At 68.1% G+C, this 22,888-nt stretch carries 18 protein-coding genes; 9 read left to right on the forward strand and 9 right to left on the reverse strand.

Annotation, left to right across the window (positions count from 1 at the left end):
- Positions 1–3 precede the first annotated feature (3 nt).
- Both ACYQ5L_RS36855 and ACYQ5L_RS36860 read left to right on the forward strand, forming a co-directional pair.
- Positions 4–2,220 carry an AAA family ATPase gene (locus ACYQ5L_RS36855; protein WP_459962847.1) on the forward strand — a complete coding sequence of 739 codons (2,217 nt, stop codon included), beginning with the start codon at positions 4–6 and terminating at the stop codon, positions 2,218–2,220.
- Positions 2,221–2,363: 143 nt separating this feature from the next.
- Positions 2,364–3,713 (forward strand): hypothetical protein, encoded by a 1,350-nt coding sequence (locus ACYQ5L_RS36860; RefSeq protein WP_459962848.1) that lies wholly within the window; start codon positions 2,364–2,366, stop codon positions 3,711–3,713.
- A 6-nt stretch (positions 3,714–3,719) separates the two neighbouring features.
- Here the strand turns inward: ACYQ5L_RS36860 and ACYQ5L_RS36865 are convergent, their stop codons facing one another.
- The 5 genes from ACYQ5L_RS36865 to ACYQ5L_RS36885 form a co-directional block, all read right to left on the reverse strand.
- Positions 3,720–5,015 (reverse strand): phosphatase PAP2 family protein, encoded by a 1,296-nt coding sequence (locus ACYQ5L_RS36865; RefSeq protein ID WP_459962849.1) that lies wholly within the window; start codon positions 5,013–5,015, stop codon positions 3,720–3,722.
- A 245-nt stretch (positions 5,016–5,260) separates the two neighbouring features.
- Entirely contained in the window at positions 5,261–6,388 is a 1,128-nt protein-coding gene (locus ACYQ5L_RS36870; protein ID WP_459963652.1) for a glutamate--cysteine ligase, read from the reverse strand.
- A gap of 31 nt (positions 6,389–6,419) precedes the next feature.
- Positions 6,420–7,133 (reverse strand): superoxide dismutase[Cu-Zn], encoded by a 714-nt coding sequence (gene sodC / locus ACYQ5L_RS36875; RefSeq protein ID WP_459962850.1) that lies wholly within the window; start codon positions 7,131–7,133, stop codon positions 6,420–6,422.
- 117 nt (positions 7,134–7,250) lie between these two features.
- Complete coding sequence (locus ACYQ5L_RS36880; protein ID WP_459962851.1) at positions 7,251–7,814, reverse strand: LytR C-terminal domain-containing protein; 564 nt, start codon at positions 7,812–7,814, stop codon at positions 7,251–7,253.
- 28 nt (positions 7,815–7,842) lie between these two features.
- Entirely contained in the window at positions 7,843–8,166 is a 324-nt protein-coding gene (locus ACYQ5L_RS36885) for a DUF3263 domain-containing protein (protein ID WP_379196945.1), read from the reverse strand.
- A gap of 183 nt (positions 8,167–8,349) precedes the next feature.
- Between ACYQ5L_RS36885 and ACYQ5L_RS36890 the strand changes: the two genes are divergently transcribed.
- The 3 genes from ACYQ5L_RS36890 to ACYQ5L_RS36900 are packed head-to-tail and all read left to right on the forward strand — an operon-like array spanning position 8,350 to position 10,785.
- Positions 8,350–8,940 (forward strand): peptide deformylase, encoded by a 591-nt coding sequence (locus tag ACYQ5L_RS36890; RefSeq protein WP_459962853.1) that lies wholly within the window; start codon positions 8,350–8,352, stop codon positions 8,938–8,940.
- 40 nt (positions 8,941–8,980) lie between these two features.
- Positions 8,981–9,937, forward strand: a complete 957-nt coding sequence (locus tag ACYQ5L_RS36895; RefSeq protein ID WP_459962854.1) for an N-acetylglutamate synthase, CG3035 family — start codon at positions 8,981–8,983, stop codon at positions 9,935–9,937.
- A 32-nt stretch (positions 9,938–9,969) separates the two neighbouring features.
- The gene (locus tag ACYQ5L_RS36900) at positions 9,970–10,785 is read left to right on the forward strand and encodes an exodeoxyribonuclease III (protein WP_459962855.1); all 816 of its coding nucleotides are present in this window, start codon (positions 9,970–9,972) and stop codon (positions 10,783–10,785) included.
- A 290-nt stretch (positions 10,786–11,075) separates the two neighbouring features.
- On the opposite strand, the gene ACYQ5L_RS36905 is transcribed toward ACYQ5L_RS36900, so the two are convergent.
- The 4 genes from ACYQ5L_RS36905 to ACYQ5L_RS36920 form a co-directional block, all read right to left on the reverse strand.
- Positions 11,076–11,714 (reverse strand): hypothetical protein, encoded by a 639-nt coding sequence (locus tag ACYQ5L_RS36905; RefSeq protein WP_459962856.1) that lies wholly within the window; start codon positions 11,712–11,714, stop codon positions 11,076–11,078.
- Between the two features lie 122 nt (positions 11,715–11,836).
- Positions 11,837–13,663 carry an acyl-CoA dehydrogenase gene (locus ACYQ5L_RS36910; RefSeq protein ID WP_459962857.1) on the reverse strand — a complete coding sequence of 609 codons (1,827 nt, stop codon included), beginning with the start codon at positions 13,661–13,663 and terminating at the stop codon, positions 11,837–11,839.
- A gap of 520 nt (positions 13,664–14,183) precedes the next feature.
- Complete coding sequence (locus tag ACYQ5L_RS36915; RefSeq protein WP_459962858.1) at positions 14,184–15,137, reverse strand: oxygenase MpaB family protein; 954 nt, start codon at positions 15,135–15,137, stop codon at positions 14,184–14,186.
- A 77-nt stretch (positions 15,138–15,214) separates the two neighbouring features.
- On the reverse strand, positions 15,215–17,155 hold the full coding sequence (locus ACYQ5L_RS36920) for an acyl-CoA dehydrogenase family protein (protein WP_459962859.1): 1,941 nt from the start codon (positions 17,153–17,155) through the stop codon (positions 15,215–15,217).
- Between the two features lie 146 nt (positions 17,156–17,301).
- On the opposite strand from ACYQ5L_RS36920, the gene ACYQ5L_RS36925 reads away from it, so the two are divergent.
- From ACYQ5L_RS36925 to ACYQ5L_RS36940, 4 genes are all read left to right on the forward strand, one after another.
- Positions 17,302–17,928: a TetR/AcrR family transcriptional regulator gene (locus ACYQ5L_RS36925; protein ID WP_459962860.1), complete on the forward strand. Its 627-nt coding sequence runs from the start codon at positions 17,302–17,304 to the stop codon at positions 17,926–17,928.
- Between the two features lie 92 nt (positions 17,929–18,020).
- Entirely contained in the window at positions 18,021–19,217 is a 1,197-nt protein-coding gene (locus ACYQ5L_RS36930) for a homogentisate 1,2-dioxygenase (protein WP_459962861.1), read from the forward strand.
- A gap of 38 nt (positions 19,218–19,255) precedes the next feature.
- Positions 19,256–20,428 (forward strand): fumarylacetoacetase, encoded by a 1,173-nt coding sequence (gene fahA, locus ACYQ5L_RS36935; protein ID WP_459963653.1) that lies wholly within the window; start codon positions 19,256–19,258, stop codon positions 20,426–20,428.
- 140 nt (positions 20,429–20,568) lie between these two features.
- The gene (locus tag ACYQ5L_RS36940; protein WP_459962862.1) at positions 20,569–22,875 is read left to right on the forward strand and encodes an MMPL family transporter; all 2,307 of its coding nucleotides are present in this window, start codon (positions 20,569–20,571) and stop codon (positions 22,873–22,875) included.
- Positions 22,876–22,888: the final 13 nt, after the last annotated feature.

Consider the following 22,888-nt stretch of genomic DNA (forward strand, 5'->3'; position numbering starts at 1 on the left):
CGCGTGCCTGAACTCGCGCTGACAGCTCGCCTCAATACGTCGGCCGCCGATGCCCGCAGAGGGCTGGTGCGGTTGCATCCGGAGGCGCTGACCGCGCTCGGGCTGCGCGAGTGGGATGGGATCGCGCTCATCGGGGCGCGGCGGACCGCCGCGGTCGTGGCCGTCGCTCCGCTGGGCACCCCGGCCGGCGTGGCCCTGCTCGACGATGTGACGCTGTCCAATGCCGGGGTGCGGGAGAACGCCGGCGTGGTGGTCATGCCCGCGACCGTCTATGGCGCCCGCCAGATTTCGGTGACCGGATCCTCCCTGGCCACCGGGACGATCCCGGAGACCACCCTGCGCCAGGCCCTGCTGGGGAAGGTCGTCACGGTCGGCGACACGGTCTCGCTACTACCGCGCGACCTCGGGCCCGGAACCAGCACTTCGGCTGCCACGCAAGCGCTTTCCAAGACCTTCGGCATCGCGTGGACGACGGAGCTGCTCACCGTCACCGCCACCGATCCCACACCGGGCCCGGTGAGCGTGCAGCCCAATAGCGCCGTGGTGTGGGGACCGGGCATCGCCGCCACCGACAGTCCACGCCTGCTCATGGGCGATACGGCCGCGCAGGCCCCCGACCGGCTCGACCGGCCGTCCGCACCCGCACCCATGTCGGCGGTGGCGGTGGCCGATCTGGCGGGTGTGCAAGCGCAGGCCGCGAAGCTCACCGAATGGCTGAACCTGGCCCTGGACGAGCCGGAGCTGTTGAAAACCCTTGGCGCGCCCTCACATCTGGGCGTGCTCATCACCGGCCCCGCGGGCGTCGGCAAGGCCACGCTGGCGCGGGCGGTGATCGGCTCGCGGCGCATGGTCGAACTGGACGGGCCCTCGGTCGGCGCCGCCGAGAGCGGCTCCCGCCTGCGTGAAGTCGGCATGGCGGTGTCCGAGATCTGTTCGGGGGCGGGCGGAATCCTGCTCATTACCGATATCGACGCCCTGCTGCCCGCGGACGCCGAACCGGTGGCCACCCTGATTCTCGATCAGCTGCGCGCCGCCGTGGCGGCGCCGGCGGTCGCGGTCCTGGCCACCACCGCCCATCCCGCCTCGGTGGACGCCCGGCTCCGGGCTCCGGATCTGTGCGATCGCGAAGTGTCGCTGCCGCTCCCGACGGCCGGTGTCCGTGCCGCGCTGCTGGAGCAGCTCTTGCGCAAGGCCCCGGCGGACGGCTTGAAGCTGGACGAGATAGCCGCGCGCACACCCGGATTCGTGGTCTCCGATCTGGCCGCCCTGGTGCGCGAGGCCGCGCTGCGCGCCGCGTCGCGGGCCAGCCGGGAGCACACCGAGCCCGTGCTCACCCAGCCCGACCTGCTGGGAGCGCTGGAGGTGATCCGTCCGCTGTCCCGTTCCGGCTCGGAGGAACTGGCCATCGGCAGCCTGGGCCTGGACGACGTCGGCGATATGAAGGAGACCAAGCAGGCCCTGACCGAAGCCGTGCTGTGGCCGCTGCGCCATCCGGATTCGTTCGCCCGTTTGGGCATCGACCCGCCCCGGGGCGTTCTGCTGTACGGGCCACCCGGCTGCGGTAAGACTTTCCTGGTGCGCGCTCTGGCCGGCACCGGTCAATTGAGCGTGCACGCCGTGAAGGGCGCCGAGCTCATGGACAAATGGGTCGGCTCCTCCGAACGGGCCGTGCGCGAGCTCTTTCAGCGAGCCCGGGACTCCGCCCCTTCCCTGATCTTCCTGGACGAGATCGATGCGCTCGCTCCCCGTCGCGGCCAATCCAGCGATTCCGGCGTGAGCGACCGGGTGGTGGCGGCGCTGCTCACCGAACTCGACGGAGTGGAGCCGCTGCGGGACGTCGTCGTGGTCGGCGCCACCAACCGGCCCGACCTCATCGACCCGGCCCTGACCCGGCCGGGCCGCCTCGAACGACTGGTCTTCGTGCCGCCGCCGGACGCGGCCGCCCGCGCGGAAATCCTGCGTACCGCCGCCAAATCCGTCCCCCTGGCGAAGAGCGTGAACCTGCGCAAGCTGGCCGCGGAACTGGACGGCTACTCCGCTGCCGACTGCGCCGCCCTGCTCCGCGAGGCCGCCCTGGCGGCCATGCGCCGCGATGTGGACGCCGCCACCGTGACCGCCCAGGACATGGCCGCCGCCCGCGGCACGGTGCGCGCCTCGCTGGACCCCCTGCAGGTCGAATCCCTCCGCCTGTACGCGGCCCAGCGCGCCGCCTCGAACTGACCGGTCCCACGCCGCCCGGTCCCGAAACCCACCCGACCAGCATTTTCAGACCATTAGGTCTGTTTGCTGGATTGGGTTAGCAAACCTCGCAACTCAGGCGAGTCGGACCGACCAGTCCGGGTTTGGACGGTAGTTTCACCCAGGTGAGGGCGTATCAGGTAGCCATTGAAACCGTGACGGCGCTGGTCGCAACGACGGTTGCTGGGCTCTCGCTGGCGCTGCCGATCAACTTCGGGTGGACATCGCAAACGTCCGCACTGCAATTGGACCTGCTGGCCTACAGCCTGCCGCGTGCCGTGGGCGCCGGGGTACTGACCGCGATGATCATCGCCGTCCTGATCACCACGCTGGGCAGCATCGTGGCCGCGTGGGGCACCGCCCTGGCGGGGCTGCTGGTCCTGACGGCCAATCACGTCTTCGGCCAGACGGCAGGGCCGCAAGCCGCCCTGACCACCATGAACTTCATCGATTCGCTGGCCGGCGGCGTCGTACTCGGCGCGCTCGGCGCGGCGGTCCTGCATCACAGGCTGCCCGCCTTCGGCTGGACGCTGGGCGTGCTGATCAGCATCCTGCTGGGCTCGGTGAGCCCGCTGCCGCACCTCGGCGGCCTGCTGAGCCAGGATGTTTCGGACCAGCTGGGCGACGCCGACATGCCGCCCCTCTGGATGATCGAACTGGCTCTGGTCCTGGTCATCATCGGCACACTGGCCAACCGTCACCGCCGCCCGGCCGAACGCCCGTCCATCGAACTCCCCCTCGCGCCGATCCTGGCCGGCGTCGTGCTCGTCCTGATCACCCTGGCCAGCGCGGAATGGCTGGCGCGCCACGGCGACAGCCTCGCCGGCATCGGCCTGGCGGTGGTCAGCGCGGTGGCCACGGGCATCATCGCCGCCATGCTGCTCCCCGGCCGCGACGGCGAACTGGTGCTGGTCGCGGTGGCCATCAGCGCCGTCGGGTCCTCGGCCCTGGCGGCGGAGGTTCCCGCCTGGTCGATCCCCATCGCGGTGGCGGTCGCGGTCCTCGGCATGTGGTACGGCAGCCGCCGCGGCGCCCCGATCGCCTGCCTGCTCCTGCTGCTGGTCCTCGGCCTGTTCACCGCCGCGACCGCGAACACCGACCGCGCGATCCTGATCATGGGCGGCACGGCCGCGCTGGTCTGGCTGACCGGTTACGGCCTGTACTCCGCCGCTCCCCGCTATGTGCCCAACCGGGTCCTGGGCAGCATGGTCCTGTTCATTCCCTCGGCCACACTCGGCCTGCGCGACTACGTCGCCCGCGGCCACTACGCCATTCAGGACACCACCCAGGCCGCCGTGTGCACCGTGTCGGCCCAGGATGCCTCCGCGCCCGCCTGGACGGCGGTGCTGATCACCATCGGCTGTATCGCGGGCCTTCAGGTACTGCGCAGCTGCCGCCCGCCCTCGACCCCGGCCGCCGCAGCGCCGGACGGTCCCGGACCCGAATCCGACGGCGGCGCAGCACAAGAGGCGTAGCCGGTCTCAGGCCCGCGCCGTCTCCTCGATGCGCGCCGGTTCCCGATCGGCGGCGAACCAGGTGCGGTAGAAGGCCGTGATGTAGGCCGTCAGCAGCGTCATGATGATGAGCGCCGCCGTCACCGGGTATTCGGCGTACGCCAGCGACAGATACCGGTAGGACAGCAGCAGCGCCGCCAGCAGCACGGCCCCGGCCGCGACGAGCCGAACGCGCACCCGATCCCAGCCGCGCTCCGGTTCCCGCAGCGCCGATTCGATGGCCAGCAGCAGCACCACGCCGGCCACCAGATCCGCGCCGTAGTGGTAACCGAATCCGAGGGTCGCCGCCAAGGTGGCGACGAGCCAGAAGGTCCCGCCCCACCGCAGCCAGCGCGGTGCGGGCGCACCGGAGGCATCCCGGCGCGAGTGCACGAAGATCGACAATGCCCATGCGGTGTGCAGCGACGGCATGCAGTTGCGCGGCGCGAAATCGCCGAACGGCAGCGCGCCGGGCGTGAAGTCGATGGGCGGCACCACATTCGGCCAGAAGTCGCCGACCTGGAAACCGAGCCCCGCCGACCCGTAGGCGAACATGGGCCCGACCACCGGGAAGATGACGTAGAAGATGGGCCCGATCAGCCCGACCACGAGGAAGGTCCGCACCAGGTAGTGGCTCGGCCAGGCGCCGGTCTTCACCACATTGCGCAGCTGCCAGATGGTCACGATCATCGCGCCCACGGGTAGTTCGATGTAGACCCAGTGCAGTACGTGATACAGCACCGGCCCGAAGAACTCGACGACCTGCCCCATCAGCCACGAGGGGTCGCCGAGCGCGTGATCGACCAGCACCAGATGCTCGTCGAGCACCTGCGGTCCCGCGAGCACGGTGACGAACAGCCAGACCTCGGCCACCTTGCTGGACAGCACGAGCAGAATTCCCAGCGCCGCGGCATGCAGCGCATTGCTGCGCTCCTTGTCCTGCCACCGCCACGCCGCGATGATCACGATGCCGGTCAGCACGATGACGGGACCATTGCCCAGCGCCAGCGGCCCGCCCAGCAGCGTCCGCACCACCTGGTAGGCGATATCGATGCCCGCGGCCGCACCCACCGCGATGAACCGCCGCCGCCAGCTCAAGCCGATGAGCGCGAGCCCCAGCCCGGCCCACGGCACGGTCACCGATCGCGGTGTGCCCGTGTAATCGAGCCAGAGACTCTCGACCGGTCCCAGGAATCCATTGCGGGAGGCGACTATCTGCAGGGCAATGAGCAGCACCGGAACCGCGGCCAGCACGGCGGTGATTCGAATGCGCCTCGACGGCATCCGACCCCCGCGTGCCCCACCGCTGAGTTCGGAACGCGGACCGTCGAGCAACACCCAGCCATAGTAAACGTCATGTGAACGCAACCCCCGCAGCCAGGCAAACACGGGGTCGGCATCCAGATGAACAGGCCCCGGTCAGGGCATGGTCATCGCTGGCCAGGGCATTGCCACCGTCGGCCGGCACACGGACCACGGACCCGGCCGTAGTCAAGATCACACCCGGTGCGCGGCGGCCCGGCGGCGGTCTATTGATCGAGTTCCTTGACCAGCGAGTCGACCACCGCGACGAGATCACCCTGGGCGGCCGCGGCGACCTTGCGCTGCCGCTGATAGCTCGCGCCCTTCTTCGGAATCTCCGCGACCAGCGCCAGTTCGGCTTCACAGCCCAGGCTCTTGGCGGTCGGCTCCAGCCGGTTCAGCAGATCATTCAGATCGTCGGTGACCAGGCGCTCATTGCTGTCGGCATCGGTGATGATGATGGCGTCCAGGCCGTAGCGTGCGGCGCGCCATTTGTTCTCCTGGACATGCCAGGGCGGGATCGAGGGCATGGCCTCGCCCGCCTCCACGCGCCGGTCCAGGTCGACGATCAAGCAGTGGATCAGGGCCACCAGCGCCGAGAGCTCGGTGCGGGTGGGCGTCCCGTCGCAGACGCGGACCTCGATGGTGCCCCATTTGGGCGCGGGCCGGATGTCCCAGTGCATGCCGCCGAGCTGTTCGAACACACCGGTTTTCATCTGGTCGTGTGCGAAAGACTCGAACTGGGACCAGTTTTCGAACTGGAACGGCAGTCCGGCGGTGGGCAGCTGCTGGAACATGAGCGCGCGATTGCTGGCGTACCCGGTGTCCACCCCGGCCCACATGGGCGAGGACGCGGACAGCGCCAGCAGGTGAGGATACGACAGCAGCAGCGTGTTCAGGATCGGGAAGACCTTCTCCGGATGCGAAATCCCCACGTGCACATGCACGCCCCAGATCAGCATCTGCCGGCCCCACCACTGGGTGCGCTCGATGAGTTCGTCGTAATGCGCACTGCGCGTGAGCTGCTGGGTGGACCACTGCGCGAACGGATGCGTGCCGGCGCAGAACAGGTCGACCCCGAGCGGGTCGGCGGCGCGGCGCACCAGGTCCATGGTGCCGTGCAGTTCGTCCACCACTTCGCCGACGGTGTCGTGCTTGCCGGAGACGATCTCCACGGTATTGCGCAGCAATTCCTTGGTGATCTGCGGTGTCCCGTCCCAGGCCCGCAGGTCGCCGCAGGCCTCGAAAACCGCTGCCGCCGTGTTGGACAGATCGCGCGTGTGCTTGTCGACGAGCGCGACTTCCCATTCCACGCCGAGCGTGGGCCGGGGCGAACTATTGAAGGGTACCTTCAGCTTGCCTGCCCCGGCCATGGTTCACCTCGGGTTATGCGACGACGCCGCAGGCAACCCGCGCGCCCGCGTCGCCGGTCGCCTTGGTGTCGGCGTCCGGCCCGGTGGCGCCGCCGGGCTGGGTGTAGCGGCTGGGGATATTGCCGAAGTTGTCCGCACCCGCGTGGATCATCAGGGCCTTGCCCTTGATGTCGTCCAGGGTGACCTTGTCGGTGGTGGTGGTCAGCTTGGCGGTGCCGTCGGAGCGGACCTCGAGGGAGGTCAGGTCGCCGCTGGCCGGATGGGCGTTCTGATCGCCGACCTGCAGGTGGCCGCCGGCGGAGAGGAAGTCGCCGGGCGCGCCGCCGCTGGGGGCGGTGGAGTTGGGCTCGCACTTGCCGAACTGGTGGAAGTGCAGGCCGTGGAAGCCGGGGGTGAGGCCGTGGGCCTCGATGGAGATCTCCAGGTGGTCGCCGACCTTGCCGATGGTGGCGGTGCCGACCGTCTCGCCATTGGAGTTCTTCAGCGTCGCGCTGGTGGATTCGGTGGGCGGGTTCTGCATACCGCCGCCACCGCCGCCGCCATGGCCGCCGCCGTGTCCGGTCTCCAGGCCGGCCGGTGCGGGCGAGCTGGTGAACACCGGCGGGGTCGTCCCCTTGACGTCGCTCGATTCCTGGCTGTTGGTGCAGCCGGCGAGGCCGAGGACCGCGACCGCAAGCACCGGGGTCACAGTCCGCCAGGACGGGCGACGAGTTGTGGACGGGGCCATCGGGGAACTCCTTTACGAGTACCGAGTTTACGGGTACGACTAGGGGCACATGGTTGGTACCGGACAAGATGATGCCAGAGGCAGCACCTCGTCTCGTGCAGGGGCTGTCCGAGTTGTTCAGTTACCGGTGACGATGACGATGACGCCGGCGGGCGAGTCCGCGATTCCCTGGAAACGCGGTTCCGCGCTGACGCCCAGCTCTGCGGCGATGGCCAGGGCCGCCGCCTTCTCGCTTGCCGAACTGCCGTAGTACACAGTTGTTTTGGGAATCACACCGGCGGCGTAGTTGCCGGTTTCGGCAATGGTCCAGCCGCTGGCGCTGAGCTCACCGGCGGTCTTGGCCGCCAGGCCCGCGACGGTGCTGTTGTTGTAAACCCTTACGGGGACCGATTTGTCGGCTTCGGCCGCGGCCGTGGTGGTGGGCGGCGCGGTGGTGACCGGCGGGGTCGTGGTGACCGGCGGGGTGATCGCGACCGGCGGCAGTGATGATGAAAGTCCCGGCGCCAGAGTGACACCCGGCACAGTGCTGCTCACGGCGGCGGTATCGGTCTCGGCGCCCTCGGAGTCCGAACTCGACAGCGACATGGTGCCGATGCCGGCGAACACGATGGCCAGGGCGATCAGCACCATGGCCAGGGCCCGCAGCGGCGGGCCACCGGACGGCGAATTCGGGTTGCTCACAGCGCCGAGCCTAGTAGTTGAACGCTGCTCACACCTGGAACCCGAGACGGCGTGCGGCTCTGGTCTTCTGCCGGCTGGCGCGCAGCCGGCGCAGCCGCTTCACCAGCATGGGGTCGGCGGCCAGCGCTTCGGGCTTGTCGACGACGGCATTGAGGACCTGGTAGTAGCGGGTGGGCGACAGGTCGAACAGCTCCCGGATGGCTTCTTCCTTGGCGCCGGCGTACTTCCACCATTTGCGCTCGAAGTCCAGAATGTCGAGTTCCCGCCGGGAAAGTCCGTGCGCGCCATCCTCGTCGGGGGCGGCTGGGTTTTCCTCGCTTGCGGAAATGTTCCGTGCCGCTGCGCTGTCCATAGTGCTCCCTCGCCGAGTGGTCACCAGACGAATATGGTGCTTGTGCGTCGCCGATCATTCAACCACGCGGCGGAGACTTCCGAATGCGTACCTCTCGGCGTGTTTCTGTGATCGACACCCGGCGTGTCGCGTCTCGCTCGGGCAGCGAGCCGGGTCCGGCAACCACCCAGTAGGCTCTTCGACATGGCTATTCTCCCGATCGTCATCGTCGGCGACCCGGTTCTGCACAATCCGACCGAGAAGGTCACGCAGACACCCGAGGAACTGGCCGAGCTGATCGCGGACATGTACGAAACCCTCGACAAGGCCAATGGCGTGGGCCTGGCCGCCAATCAGGTCGGCGTGCCGCTGCGCCTGTTCGTCTACGACTGCCCCGACGAGGGCCCGGACGGCACCATGGTGCGCCGCCGCGGCGCGGTCATCAATCCGGTGCTGGAGACCTCGCCGATCCCGGAGACCATGCCGGATCCGGACGATGACGAGGAGGGCTGCCTGTCGGTGCCCGGCGAGCAGTTCCCCACCGGCCGCGCCGACTGGGCCAAGGTCACCGGCACCGATGAGCAGGGCAATCCGGTCGAGATCGAGGGCAAGGGCTTCTTCGCCCGCATGCTCCAGCACGAGGTCGGGCATCTGGACGGCTTCCTGTACGTGGACGTGCTGATCGGGCGCAATGCCCGCGCCGCCAAGAAGGCCATCAAGCGCAACGGCTGGGGACAGCCCGGGCTGAGCTGGGTGCCGGGCACGGTGCCGGATCCCTTCGGGCACGACGACTGAACCGAGCCGAACCGACGCCAGATTGGATGCTGCCCGCGGCATGCCGCCCAACTCCGGAGACTTCCCGCCACTCGGCCGCCGGGTGGTGGTGCGCTATCGCCTGCCCGAGGGCTATCCGCAGCCGCTCACCGATGTGATCGGCGAACTCGTCGACACCGATCCGCTCACGGTGCGCACCGCCGACGGCCAGGTGGTGTCGATCGCCCTGGACCGGGTGCTGGCGTGGAAGGAGCTGGGCCCCCGGCCGATTCGCACCAGCGAGATCCGCGCCCTGGAGGCCGCGGCCGCCGACGCCTGGCCCGGTCTGCAGCGCTCCTGGATCGACGGCTGGCTGCTGCGCGCCGGGAACGGCTACACCAATCGCGCGAATTCCGCGGTGCCGCTGGGCGGTTCGGACGGTCCGGCGCTGGCCGCCGCGGAGACGCTGCACCGCATCGGCGAGTGGTACACCGCGCACGGCCTGCCGCTGCGCCTGCTGCTGCCCGACCGCTTGGCCCCGATTCCCGGCGGCTGGCAGACCTGGAGCGAAACCCTGGTCCTGGCAGTCGATCTCGAGAATGTGACGCTGCCGCAGGGCCCGCCCATGGTGCGTTTCGCCGACACTCCCGACGGCGGCTGGCTGTCGGTGCACCGGCATCGCGGCGGCGATTCGGATGTGGCGCCCATGCCGGACGTGGAGGTCCTCACCGCCGTGCGCGACGGCGAAGTAGCCTTCGCCGCACTGGGATTGCCCACTCCCCTGGCCGTCGGCCGGGTCGCGGTCACCACGGCCCCCGACGGGCGCATCTGGGCGGGCCTGACCTGTGTCGCGGTCACGTCCGGTCATCGCCGCCGCGGCCTGGGCGCGCTGGTGTGCGCGGAAATGCTGCGCTGGGGACAGGCACGCGGCGCGACCCACGCCTACGTCCAGGTGGAGGACGGCAATGAGGCGGCCCTGGCGTTGTATCGGGAGATGGGCTTCGTGGACCATCACCGGTACCGCTACGCGGCCCCCTGATCATCGACATCAATAGTCCCGAAAGGTTTACCGTGCGGCTCGCGACCTGGAACGTGAATTCGATTCGCTCCCGGCTGGATCGGGTGATCTCCTGGCTGGACCGATCCGATATCGACGTGCTGGCCATGCAGGAAACCAAGTGCAAGGACGAGCAGTTCCCGTTCGAAGCCTTCGAAGCCGCAGGTTACGAGGTCGCCCATGTGGGCCACAGCCAATGGAACGGCGTGGCCATTGCCTCACGCGTGGGCCTGGAGGATGTCGAGATCGGCTTCCCGCACCAGCCCGGCTTCGACAAGGACGCCGGTGAAGCGCTGCTGAGCACCCCCGTCGTGGAGGCGCGGGCGCTGGGCGCAACATGCGGCGGCGTGCGGGTATGGAGCCTGTACGTGCCGAACGGCCGCGCCCTGGACGACCCGCACTACACCTACAAGCTGGAATGGCTTGCCGCCCTGCGCAATGCGGGCAACGAATGGCTGACCGCAGATCCGCACGCGCAGATCGCGCTGGTGGGCGACTGGAATATCGCGCCCACCGATGTGGACGTGTGGTCACCGGAATTCTTCAAGGGCAAGACGCACACCTCCGACAAGGAGCGCGCCACCTTCGATTTCATCAATGCGGCCGGCTTCTCCGACGTGATGCGCCCCTTCCACCCCGGCCCCGGCGTCTACACCTACTGGGACTACACCCAACTGCGCTTCCCCCGCAAAGAAGGCATGCGCATCGACTTCATCCTCGCCTCCCCCGCCCTAGCAACCCGCGTCACCGACGCAAACGTGGACCGCGAGGAACGAAAAGGCAAGGGCGCCAGCGACCACGCCCCCGTAATCGCAGACCTGGCCCCCTAACCCCCTCCCCCCTAACCCCCTCCCCCTCCCAAATGTCCGCCGCAGGCGAACCGTCAATTAACGGCAGGGAAGACAGTTGGTGCACTCGCTGTGTGGGTTCGGGGCCGTCTCGATTTTGGACTGAGCGGAGCGTGCGTCGGAGCGGGGGAGCGAAGCGGAGGAGCTCCGGCGTGCGCGGAGGGAGGGAAAAATCGAGACCTCCAGGCCCCGAACCCCGCCGGAGCGAAGCGGAGGCAAATTAAACACAGCCACGAGCGTTTCTAGCGCAGACCCACCCGTCCCCCCTCCACTCAAACCGGCCGCGTCTTTATAGCGTCCCGAGATATGAACACGTCATACCTCCCCGGCGTAGCAATCACCGCATTCCCATACGCCGAGCGCACGAACGGTTTGGTGAACCAGGTCTCCTTCTTCATATCGTCGAAGAACTCCCCATCCCCGCCATTGAGAAAGATGTGGTTCTGCGTGGTAGCGACCCCGTCCAGCCGCTGCCCGTAAATCCTGGTGATCTTGTACCCCGAGTTGAACCCGAGCGCGTTCACCCACGGCTCCAATTCCACGATATTGGCCTGCAACACCCACATATCACCCTGGATCTGATACTTCAGATGCTGTTCGTCGTGCTCCTTGTCCCCGAACAGGGTGAGCTCCACATCCATCATGTGCTCCTGCCCCGCAACAGGAGTCGCCACGATATGCGCCGCCTTCACCTCCCCCGTCAGCCCGAGAAAGGTCTGCAACAGCGTCGTGACCCAGAGGATCACCACCGCAACCAGAATCAGCGAGATAGCGCCCGCGCCCCGCCCGGCGAGCACCTTGAATCCCACCTTGCGCGCTTTGAAGATCGCGGTCACCAGCAGTGCCACCGCCGCGACGGCCAGCACCACCAATAAGACCTGGATCCAGCCGAAAGTCACCGGGAAGACCATGCGGTAGTTGTACCCGCAACTGCCGACACAACACAGCAGGTCAACCCCGAAAAGCGCGTGTCCCGCCGGACGTGCCGCAACACGCCGGGCGGGACACGCGCTGAACCCGTGTCAGTTCCGCGTCAGAACGCGGCCTCCTCCAGCTTCATGATGTCGTTGTCGATGTTCTCCACCACGGCGCGCACGCCGGTGATGAGCGGCAGCTTGTTCTTGGCGAACCAGGAGGCCACCGCGACCTTGCCGGTGTAGAAGTTCTTGTCCTTCTCCGCCGCGCCCGCGTCCAGCGCGTTCTGGGCGATGACGGCCTGCTCCAGCAATCGCCAGGAGATGACGAGATCGCCCACGGCGTACAGGAATCGGACCGAGCCCAGCCCGACCTTGTAGATCTCCTCCGCGTTCTGCTGCGAGGCCATCAGGTAGCCGGTGAGCGCGGCGGCCATGGCCTGCACATCGGCGAGCGCGGTGCCGAGCAGGCCCCGCTCCACCTTGAAGGCGTCCGGGCCGCTCTCCACGAAGGTGTTGATGAGCCCGGCGACGTGGCCGAGCGCCACGCCCTTGTCGCGAATGATCTTGCGGAAGAAGAAGTCCTGCGCCTGGATGGCGGTGGTGCCCTCGTACAGCGAGTCGATCTTGCAGTCGCGGATGTACTGCTCGATCGGGTAGTCCTGCAGGTAGCCCGAACCACCCAGGGTCTGCAGCGATTCGGTCAGGTTCTCGTACGCGCGATCCGAGCCGCAGCCCTTGACGATCGGCAGCAGCAGATCGTTGACCCGCTCGGCCAGCTCGGCGTCCACCCCGAAGTTGGCCGCGGCCACATCGGCGTTCTGGTAGGCCGCGCAGTACATGTACAGCGCGCGCAGGCCCTCCGAGTACGCCTTCTGCTGCGCCAGCGAGCGGCGCACGTCCGGGTGGTGAGTGATGGTGACGCGCGGCGCGGTCTTGTCGGTCATCTGGGTCAGGTCCGCGCCCTGCACGCGCTGCTTGGCGTATTCCAGGGCGTTCAGGTAGCCGGTGGACAGCGCGCCGGCGGCCTTGGTGCCCACCATCATTCGCGCGTTCTCGATGACCCGGAACATCTGCGCGATGCCATTGTGCACCTCGCCGACCAGGTAGCCGATGGCCGGCTTCTCGCCGCCGAAGGTGATCTCACAGGTGGGCGAGGACTTGATGCCCATCTTGTGCTCGACGCCGGTCACGTAGGCGCCGTTGCGCTCGCCGATGGCCATGGTCTCGGGATCGAACAGGTACTTCGGCACGGCGAACAGCGACAGGCCCTTGGTGCCCGGTCCCGCGCCCTCGGGGCGGGCCAGCACCAGGTGGATGATGTTCTCGGCGGTGTCGCCGACATCGCCGCCGGAGATGAAGCGCTTCACGCCGTCGATGTGCCAGTCGCCATTGGGCTGCTGGGTGGCCTTGGTACGGCCCATGCCGACATCGGAGCCGGCGTCGGGCTCGGTGAGCACCATGGTGCCGCCCCAGCGGTTCTCCCAGGCGTGCGCGGCCCAGCGCTTCTGCTCATCGGTGCCCTGCTCGAACAGCACCTTGTGCATGAGCGGGCCCATATTGAAGAACGAGGCCGAGTTGTTGGCGGCCACGATCATTTCCTGGATGGCCCAGATGAGCGCGTTGGGGGCGGAGACGCCGCCCATCTCCTCCGGCATGCCGAGGCCGGAGTAGCCGGCCTCGTTGACCGCGGCGACGGTCTTCTTCAGCAGCGGCGGCACGCTGATGCTGTAGGTGGCCGGGTCGAATTCCACGGGAGTGCGGTCGCCTTCGACGAACGAGGCGGCGATCGGTCCCTCGGCGAGGCGCAGCGCCTCGGTGAGCATGTCACGTGCGGTCTCGGAGTCGAGATCGCCGTAGGCGCCCTGATCGAGCAGCGCGTCGATTCCCAGTACTTCGAACAAGTTGAACTCGATGTCACGCAGGTTCGCCTTGTAATGGGACACGGACTGGCCTCCTAGCCGAAGTTGTGGTGATCAAACTGAAGGCTGCCGTACGCTTGTCCGGCTACGCAACCGTAGGCGAAGGTGCGCCCGGTCACGCGCAGGGTTTATGTGCCTTCGCAGCGCGAACAGCGGAATTCCGAGTGCATGCGGACATACCAACTCTCGGGGGCTCTCAGGGGCTTCGCCCCTGAAACCCCAACCGCGAGGAGCGGGGGCGAGCCCCCGGACCCCCACCCTGGGAGCAGGGCACGGCCCCCGACCTCACCTGGGGAGCAGGGCACGGCCCCCCGACCCCATCAGGGGGCAGGGCACGGCCCCCCGACCCACCTGGCCCCGGACCCCATCAGGGGAGCAGAGCACGGCCCCCGAACCCCATCAGGGGAGCAGGGCACGGCCCTTGGATCCCATCAGCTGCTCGGCCGAGGCCGGGCAGCCATCAGGTGATTGGGCAAGCCGGGCAGCCATCAGGTGATTGGGCAAGCCGGGCAGCCATCAGGTGATTGGGCGAGCCGGGCAGCCGTCAGGCGCTCGGGCGGGCGGCGCGGCCGTAGAGTTCGCGAGCCTGTCGTGGTGTGACCGTCACCGGGTTGTCGGGGATTCCGGCGTCGAGGTGTTCGCGCAGTAGTCGTCCGGTCATGGGGCCGATGGCGTTTCTGGCGACGAGGGCCAGGCGGCGGTCACTCTTCAAGGTGGCCATGGCGATTCGCATGGCGGGGCGGTAGGCGGCGTCGAGCAGGGCGGGCTGGTCGAAGCCGCCGGTTTCGCGCATCCATTGTGGCAGGGTGGCGATGGCGGCGGGGGCGACGAGGCGGCTGCCCGCCCAGAGGCGCGGGCCCTTCTCCCTGGGGGTGAAGAGGAGGTAGTGCATGCCGCGGTGGGCGCGCTCGGAGGAGGAGAGTTTGGGGCGCATGCGCGCGAAGTATTCGCGGACCTCGGTGCGGGAGGTGGGGACGTCGGCGGGTTTGCAGGTCTGGAGTTCCGCGGCGATGACGCACTCGGCCCAGTACCGCTTCTCCTCGGCCGGGGTCAGCGGTCCGGGGCCGTACATCTCGTAGCACTTGAGGACCGAGTGCCAGCCGGTGACGTGGATCCACAGCTGGGATTCGGGATTGTTGGCGCTGTAGCGCTTTCCGCTGATCGGCTCGATGCCGGTGGCCTTGGCGTGCACCTGCATCAGATGCTCGGACGCCTCGATGGCCATGCGGCTGTCGGCGACGGCCGCGATGAGGAAGTAGGCGAAGGTGTGGTCGAGCCGCCCGCGCGGATCGGTGTAGATCCCGCCGACGTCGGCGACGGCGGCGGTGAGCGCGGGATCGAAGTGCTCGAGCACCACCGCGCGCTGGAACCCGATGAGCGCGGTGGGCGAGGTCCAGACCTTCCAGGTGGGCGAGTCCGGCCCGAAGAAGCCGTAGTCGAGCTGGCGGATGGTGCGCGCGGGTGCGTCGAACTGGGGACGCGTGGACGCATTTGTCATCGTGCTGCTCCTTTGCAGTGTCGATGGCATAGGTGTTTCGTACGGTTTCACCTATTCATTCACGAATGTAGCATTTGTCAGTCGTTCATGGCGTAAGCCCCGGACAAGCCCCTGACCTGCGCCAATACTCTGTCGAAGCGGGTCTGGTCGGCGACCGGGCGGCGGACCAGATCGAGCGCGCGGGTCTGCTGCGCCCTGGTGGCGGACGGCTTGCCGTGCAGGGTGACCGCGTGGCCGGAGACCTCGCGGACGAACAGGTCGAAGATCTGGTCCAGCACCGGGGCATCGACGCCCTCGATCTCGGCCTGCTCGAGAATGAGCTGGGCGTAGGGGATCACCGTGAACAGTTCGCCGATGCCGAAGAGGAAGTCGACATCGCGCTGTTGCTCGGCGGTCGGGGTGGCGACGGCGAGCAGGGTCTGCAGCGCCTGCGCCTGTTCGAGGAAGACCGCCACGTTCGGGATGTGCGCGAACCGCTCGAACACCGGCCGCCAGTCTTGGAAGCGAATCCGGCCGAGGCCGCTGCTGGGACCTTGACGGAACAGGAATTCGTCATCGGCGGTATCACGGCGCACCGGCACGGGAGCGTATGCGGCGCTGGCGAATTCGCTCTTCAGCTTGGGCACGGCCCGGCTCGCGGGCTTGGCGGCGCGGCGGCTGGTCCAGCTCAGCGCATCGGAGACGGCGCGCACGGCGGGCTCGGGTGCGACGCCCGCGCCGGGCAGGTAGCGCAGCGCGGCCAGACCGGCATCCGCGGGATGGAACATGTAGTTGGGCATGAACTTCAGCGACAGCGCCATGTTCACGTGCACCGTGCCCTCCAGGCGCGGCAGGCCGAACATGGGCGGCAGCGCCATGGCGAAGTAGGTGTCGTTCTCGAAGCCGCGCGCGGCGATCACATCGGCGAGGTCCTCGAACAGCTGCTGGCCGTTGCGGGTGACCGACATCTTCTCGATGGCGTTGAAAAGCAGGTAGCGGCGGTCGTTCTCGCCGGCCGAGCGCATGTAGTCGATGGCCCGCTCGCTGTAGAGCTTCATGGCCAGCAGGCGCGCGTAGCAGTCCACCAGCAGCGATTTCACCTGCGGGAACTCGGTGACGCGGTGCCCGAACAGCTTCCGGTTCTCGGCATGGGTGACCGATTCGTACATGGCGTGCTCGCAGGCTCCGATGGCGCCGAAGCCGAGATTGAACTTGCCGACGTTCACGGTGTTCATGGCGGCGTCGAAGGCGGCGCGCCCGGTGTGCAGGATGTCGGCGGCCGCGACCGGGTACTTGTCGAGATCGAAAGCGGCGACGTACATCTGGGAGTCGATGACGTTCTTGCGCAGCTTGTAGTTCTTGTGCCGGGAGTCGGCGGCGAAGAACAGGTAGCCGGAGTACTCCTCCTCGGTCATCTTGCGCAGGAAGTCGGAGCTGTCGATGATCGGCTTGTCGGCGCGGCGGCCGAAGACCGAGACCATGGCGGCCGCATTGCCATTGCCGATGTAGTACTTGCCGCCGGTGGCGGTGAAGCCGCCGCGCGCCCCACCTCTGGCTTGTGATGAATTCGGCTCGAGGACCATGTCGGTGGAGTAGACGTCCGCGCCGTGCTCTTGTTCGGACAGCCCGAAGGCGAAGATCTCTCCGGAGTCCAGCAGCGCCGCGGCCCGCGCTTTGGCCTCGGCATTGGGGCTCTGCCAGATGGGGCCCAAGCCGAGAATCGTGACTTGCCAGACGTACCAGTACTGCATCCCGTAGAAGCCCAGGATCTTGCTCATCATGGCGATGCGCGCGGTGTCCCAGCGCTTGTTCGGATCGCCATTGGCCTCGGCCGCCGGGGTCAGGAAGGTGGCGAAGACCCGCTCGCTCTTCACGAAGTCGAGGAATTCCGAGTACCAGATCCGGTCGCGGGCATCGGCCAGCAGGCGCTGCTTGCCGCGGGATTCGAACCAGTGGACGGTGGCGCGCAGCAGGCGACGGGTCTCGGCGTCGAACTCGGCGAATTCACAGGTCTTCGGATTGAAGAGGGTCTCGGTCATCTCGTCTTCCTCGGGCCGGGCGGTCAGTGCGCCGGAGCATTTCCTTCGTGAATGTAGCATTTTTGTTCGCGAATGTAGGAAATGATCTCGCAACCGCCCCGGACCTGCTGTTCCGGCTTCCGCCCGCGCTGCTATCGTCGGTGCCCATGGCTTCCGATTCGGCTGTACGACCCCGCCAGCGCGCGCGGCATCTCGGGCCGGAACGCCGCCGTCCGCAGGTGCTCGACACCGCGCTCACCATTGCCGCCGAGGACGGGATCGCGGCGGTCACCATCGCGGCCGTCGCGGATCGGATGAAGGTGACCCGGCCGGTGGTCTACGCCTGTTTCGCCGATCGGGTGGAGCTCATCGACGCGCTGATCCAGCGCGAAGAAGCCTTCATGATCACCGGGATTCTGGAGGCGCTGCCGCGGCGGCGGGTCGAGGCCGATGAAGCCGTCTTCGTGGAGGGCTTCCGCGCGCTGCTGCACACCGCCACCGCGCGCCCCGACTCCTGGCGGCTGCTGTACGGGAATCCCGATCCGGCCGTGGCGAAGTCGTTCGGCCGCGGGCGCGAACTGGCGGTGGAACGCTGCACCCGGCGGTTGCGGCCGACCCTGCGCGCGTGGGGCACCGAGGATGCCGAGCGCAAACTGCCGGTCCTGGTCGAACTGTGGGTTTCGGCGGGCGAGGGCGCGGTCCGCATGCTGCTCAATGATCCGGGCGACTGGACCCCCGACACCCTGGGCGAATTCGTGGGCGCGGCCGTGTATCGCGCGCTGCGGCACGCCTGACATGCGATCTGCTCAGCAAAACCGCCGTCTTCTCGGCAACTTGATGATTACCATGGGCCCCGGGACCATCCTTATCCCGCGAGAGGCCTGCGATGACGTTTTATCGACAAGTTGGGTCCGTGCCGCCAAAGCGGCATACCCAGCACCGCACTGAGCAAGGACAGCTCTACTACGAGGAGCTGATGGGGGAGGAGGGGTTCTCCGGGGACTCCTCGCTGCTGTATCACCGCGCACTGCCGCCCGCCATTGTGGATTCCTCGGTGTGGGTGCTGCCGGAACAGCGGCTGTATCCGAATCATCCGCTGCGGCACCGGCATTTGAAGCTGCACGAACTGTTCCTGGGCGACAAGCCCACCGAGAGCGATGTGGTGAACGGGCGGCGGCTGCTGCTGGGCAATGCCGATGTGCGCATCTCCTATGTGGCGGCGCTGCAGGCATCACCCTTGTACCGCAATGCCATCGGCGACGAGCTGGTGTACATCGAATCCGGCAGCGGCACGGTGGAAACGGTCTTCGGCGCGCTGAGCGTGCACCAGGGCCATCAGGTGCTGCTGCCGCGCGCCACCACCCACCGGTGGATTCCGGACGGGCCGGAACCCTTGCGCGCCTACATTATCGAGGGCTCGGGGCATATCACCCCGCCCAAGCGCTACCTGTCCAAGTACGGGCAGCTGCTGGAGCACGCGCCCTACTGCGAGCGCGATCTGCACGGCCCCGCCGAGCCGCTGCTGGCCGAGGGCGAGCAGGTGGAGGTGCTGGTCAAGCACCGCCCCGCCGGTGAGATCGTCGGCACCAGCATGGTTTACGCCACGCACCCGTTCGATGTGGTCGGCTGGGACGGCTGCCTGTATCCGTTCGCCTTCGATATCGCCGACTTCGAGCCGATCACCGGGCGCGTGCACCAGCCGCCGCCGGTGCATCAGGCCTTCGAGGGCCAGAACTTCGTGATCTGCAATTTCGTGCCGCGCAAGGTGGATTACCACCCGCTGTCGATTCCGGTGCCCTACTACCACTCCAATGTGGACTCCGACGAGATCATGTTCTACTGCGGCGGAAACTACGAGGCGCGCAAGGGATCCGGCATCGGCCAAGGTTCGGTGTCGGTGCATCCGGGCGGGTACGCGCACGGCCCGCAGCCGGGGGCGTACGAGCGCAGTATCGGTATCGACTTCTTCGACGAGCTGGCGGTCATGGTTGATACCTTCCATCCGTTGCAGCTCGGCGAGGGCGCGCTGGCCTGTGAGGATCCCGGTTATGCGTGGACCTGGTCGGGGCAGGGGCCCGAGTAGTGGAGAGTTCGGGTGCGGAGGAGAGGCGTGGGGTGGATATGAGCAGCCGGGTGCGGATCGAGGTCCCGGACGATTCCGGATTCGGCCCCGCGCATCTGCCCTATTGCGTGTTCCGCCCGCGCGGCGGGCAGCCGCGGGTGGGTGCGCGGCTGGGCGATTCGATCATCGATCTGGCGGTGGCCCTGGACGATCCGATGTTCGCCCAGCCCAGCCTGAACGCCTTCATGACCCAGGGCCCGCAGTGCTGGCGGGAGGTGCGCGAGCGGGTGCGCACGGCGGCGGATTCGGAATTGCCCGCCGCCGCGGTGCATTCGGTCGCGGCGGTGACCCTGGATCTGCCGGTGGAGATCGCCGATTACGTCGACTTCTACGCCAGCATCGACCACGCCACCGCCATGGGCCGCATCTTCCGGCCCGACGGTGATGCGCTGCTGCCGAACTGGCGGCATCTGCCGGTGGGGTATCACGGCCGCGCGGGCACGGTGGTGGTGTCCGGCACGGAGATCGCCCGCCCGCAGGGGCAGCGCCGGACCGACTCCGGCGCACCGGATTTCGGCCCCAGCCGCCGCCTGGACATCGAGGCGGAGCTGGGCTTCCTGGTCGGCGCCGGTTCACCGCTGGGGCGCCCCATCGGAACCGGCGAGTTCGCCGAGCACGTCTTCGGGGTGGCGCTGGTGAACGATTGGTCGGCGCGCGATATCCAGGGCTGGGAGGCGCAGCCGCTGGGCCCGTTCCTCGGCAAGTCCTTCGCCACCACGCTGTCGGCCTGGGTGACGCCGCTGGAAGCCTTGGCCGAGGCCAGGATTCCGCTGCCGGAACAGCAGCCCGCACCGCTGCCCTATCTGCGTGACAGCGCGCCGTGGGGGCTGGACATCGAGCTGGCCGTGGAGTGGAACGGGCACCGGATCTCCACTCCCCCGTACGGCCGCATGTACTGGTCCCCCGCGCAGATGCTGGCGCACATGACCGCCAATGGCGCGTCCACCCGCACCGGCGATCTGTTCGCCTCCGGCACCATCTCCGGTCCGGAGCGGCACCAGCGCGGTTCCTTCATGGAAATGAGCTGGGGCGGCGCCGAGCCGATCGATATCGGCGGCGACAAGCGCACCTTCCTCGAGGACGGCGACGAGGTGGTGATCACCGCCTCGGCGCCGGCGGCCGGGGGCGGGCGCTTGACGCTGGGCGAGGTCCGGGGCCGTATTACCGGGTGATTGCGGGCGCACCGGCCGGTGCGCGATCGGCTGCGCGATAGCCGATTTACATGATCATGAGCATGGTCACTGGCCGGTACCTGCGCTGGTTCGGGAACGCTACCGTTCCGAAGTCAAGGGACCTTCGGAGGTGCGCGTCGATGTTGACCACTCTTGCCCGGTTCGCCATGACGCGTCCGCGCGCCGTACTGGTGACCGCGCTGTTGCTGATGATCATCTGCGGTGGCTTCGGGGCCACGGCCAAATCCCACATGGTGGGCGGCGGCTACCTGACCGATGAGCTGGAGGCCGTGCAGGCCAATGACTTCATCGAGGACAACTTCCCGGGCGGCAATCCGAATCTGGTGGTGCTGCTGACCGCCCCGGACGGCGGGGTGAACAGCCCGGCGGCGCGCACCGAGGCCGAGCGCATCACCGGCCTGCTCACCGCCGACCCGAGTGTGACCGGCGTGCGGTCGTATTGGAACACCGTGACCGTGCGGTCCGATCTCGCGACGGCGCTGCGCAGCAAGGATAGTCAGCGCGGTCTCATCCTGGCCACCATTACCGGCACCGATACCGAGGTGCAGAACCGGGCCAATGTGCTGAGCGCCGAACTCAATGGCGACCGCAACGGTGTCGAGGTGCGGGTGGGCGGTATGGCCGGCACCTTCGCCGATATCAATCACCAGGTCGAGAAGGACCTGATCCTGGCCGAGGCCATCGCGGTGCCGATCTCCGGCATTCTGCTGGTGCTGGTGTTCGGCAGCGTGGTCGCGGCCGCGCTGCCGCTGGGCGTCGGATTCTTCGCCATCGCGGCGACGCTGGGCATTCTGCGCCTGCTCACCACGGTCATGGACGTGTCCATCTTCGCGCTGAACATGACCAGCGCCCTGGGCCTGGCGCTGGCCATCGACTACAGCCTCTTCATTGTCAGCCGCTACCGCGAGGAGCTGGGCGCGGGTCGCGATACCCGCGCCGCCATCCTGCGCTCGGTGCAGACGGCGGGCCGCACGGTGGTGTTCTCCGGTCTCACCGTGGCGCTGGCCCTCGCGGCGCTGGCGGTGTTCCCGCAGCCGTTCTTCAAATCGTTCGCCTTCGCCGGCGTGGCGGTGGTGGCGGCGGCCGTGGGCGCGTCGATCCTGCTGCTGCCCGCGGCGCTGATCCTGCTGGGCGATCGGGTGAACGCCTGGGATCTGCGGAAACCACTACGCCGCTTGTTCGGTCGCGGTGAGCCGACGCCGAAGCCGGTGGAGCAGAGCTTCTGGTACCGCCTGGTGACCGCGGTCATGCGGCGCGCGCTGCCGGTCGCCATCGTGGCCGGTGCGGCGCTGCTGGCGCTCGGAACCCCGTTCCTGTCCGCGCATTTCGCCAGCCCGGACGATCGGGTGATCGGCGATTTCGCCTCCAGCCGCCAGGTCGGCGACGCCCTGCGCGAGGACTTCGATGCCGATATGGCCAATAGCGCGGTCGTGGTGCTGCCCGGATTCCACGGTGCGCCCAATGAACTCGGCGCCTACGCGGCGGCGCTGTCGAAGGTGCCGGATGTGCCGGCGGTGCTCTCCAGCGACGGCGTCTACGTGAACGGCGTCAAGATGGCGGCGGGCATTCCGGAGATGACCGGACCCGAGGGCGCGTACCTGTCCGTGGGCGCCAAGGCCGCACCCGGCTCCGAAGCGGGTGAGCGGCAGCTGGCGGCCCTGCGGGCGGTGCCCGCGCCGGGCGAGACGCTCTTCGGCGGCGCGGCGGCGCTCAACGAGGACACCATGGATTCGGTCATCGAGCGACTTCCCTTGGCGGGTGCGCTGATCGCCGTCATCACCCTCATCCTGCTGTTCCTGTTCACCGGCAGCGTGGTGCTGCCGGTGAAGGCGCTGCTGCTGAACATCCTGTCGCTGACGGCCACCTTCGGCGCCATGATCTGGGTGTTCCAGGAGGGCCACCTGTCCGGCCTGCTCGGTTTCACCTCGACCGGCAGCATCGACCTGTTCATGCCGATCCTCATGTTCTGCCTGGCCTTCGGCATGTCCATGGACTACGAGGTGTTCCTGCTGTCCCGGATCCGGGAGGAGTGGCTGGCCTCGGATCGCAGCAAGGCGGCCAACACCACCTCGGTGGCGCTGGGCGTGGCGCGCACCGGCCGGATCTTCACGGCCGCAGCGGGTTTGATGGCGGTGGTACTGCTCGCCGTCGCGACGTCGGCGGTGGCCGCCATGAAGCTGTTCGGCATCGGGCTGGCCCTCGCGGTCATCGCCGACGCGACCGTCATCCGCGGCCTGCTGGCCCCCGCCCTCATGCGCCTGATGAGCACCGGCAACTGGTGGGCCCCGAAACCGCTCGCGGCCCTGCACAAGCGGATCGGCCTGGAGGAGGCACCGAGCCCACCGCAGGGCGCGAAAGACGCGGACCCCGAAAGCGAGGTCTTCGCACCGAAGCTTCCGCTCAGTAGTGTTTCGGATCGACTGTAGGTCGAAACCGTTT

The sequence above is a fragment of the Nocardia sp. IFM 10818 genome, from assembly GCF_054655275.1.

What these genes read in the sequence shown, in the direction of transcription:
- ACYQ5L_RS36905 (WP_459962856.1), bottom strand. Translation starts at nt 11,714, where the DNA reads ATGGTCTTCCCGGTGACTTTCGGCTGGATCCAGGTCTTATTGGTGGTG.
- ACYQ5L_RS36925 (WP_459962860.1), top strand. Translation starts at nt 17,302, where the DNA reads ATGGCTTCCGATTCGGCTGTACGACCCCGCCAGCGCGCGCGGCATCTC.
- ACYQ5L_RS36920 (WP_459962859.1), bottom strand. Translation starts at nt 17,155, where the DNA reads ATGACCGAGACCCTCTTCAATCCGAAGACCTGTGAATTCGCCGAGTTC.
- sodC (WP_459962850.1), bottom strand. Translation starts at nt 7,133, where the DNA reads ATGGCCCCGTCCACAACTCGTCGCCCGTCCTGGCGGACTGTGACCCCG.
- ACYQ5L_RS36930 (WP_459962861.1), top strand. Translation starts at nt 18,021, where the DNA reads ATGACGTTTTATCGACAAGTTGGGTCCGTGCCGCCAAAGCGGCATACC.
- fahA (WP_459963653.1), top strand. Translation starts at nt 19,256, where the DNA reads ATGAGCAGCCGGGTGCGGATCGAGGTCCCGGACGATTCCGGATTCGGC.
- ACYQ5L_RS36890 (WP_459962853.1), top strand. Translation starts at nt 8,350, where the DNA reads ATGGCTATTCTCCCGATCGTCATCGTCGGCGACCCGGTTCTGCACAAT.
- ACYQ5L_RS36915 (WP_459962858.1), bottom strand. Translation starts at nt 15,137, where the DNA reads ATGACAAATGCGTCCACGCGTCCCCAGTTCGACGCACCCGCGCGCACC.
- ACYQ5L_RS36940 (WP_459962862.1), top strand. Translation starts at nt 20,569, where the DNA reads ATGTTGACCACTCTTGCCCGGTTCGCCATGACGCGTCCGCGCGCCGTA.
- ACYQ5L_RS36885 (WP_379196945.1), bottom strand. Translation starts at nt 8,166, where the DNA reads ATGGACAGCGCAGCGGCACGGAACATTTCCGCAAGCGAGGAAAACCCA.
- ACYQ5L_RS36865 (WP_459962849.1), bottom strand. Translation starts at nt 5,015, where the DNA reads ATGCCGTCGAGGCGCATTCGAATCACCGCCGTGCTGGCCGCGGTTCCG.
- ACYQ5L_RS36895 (WP_459962854.1), top strand. Translation starts at nt 8,981, where the DNA reads ATGCCGCCCAACTCCGGAGACTTCCCGCCACTCGGCCGCCGGGTGGTG.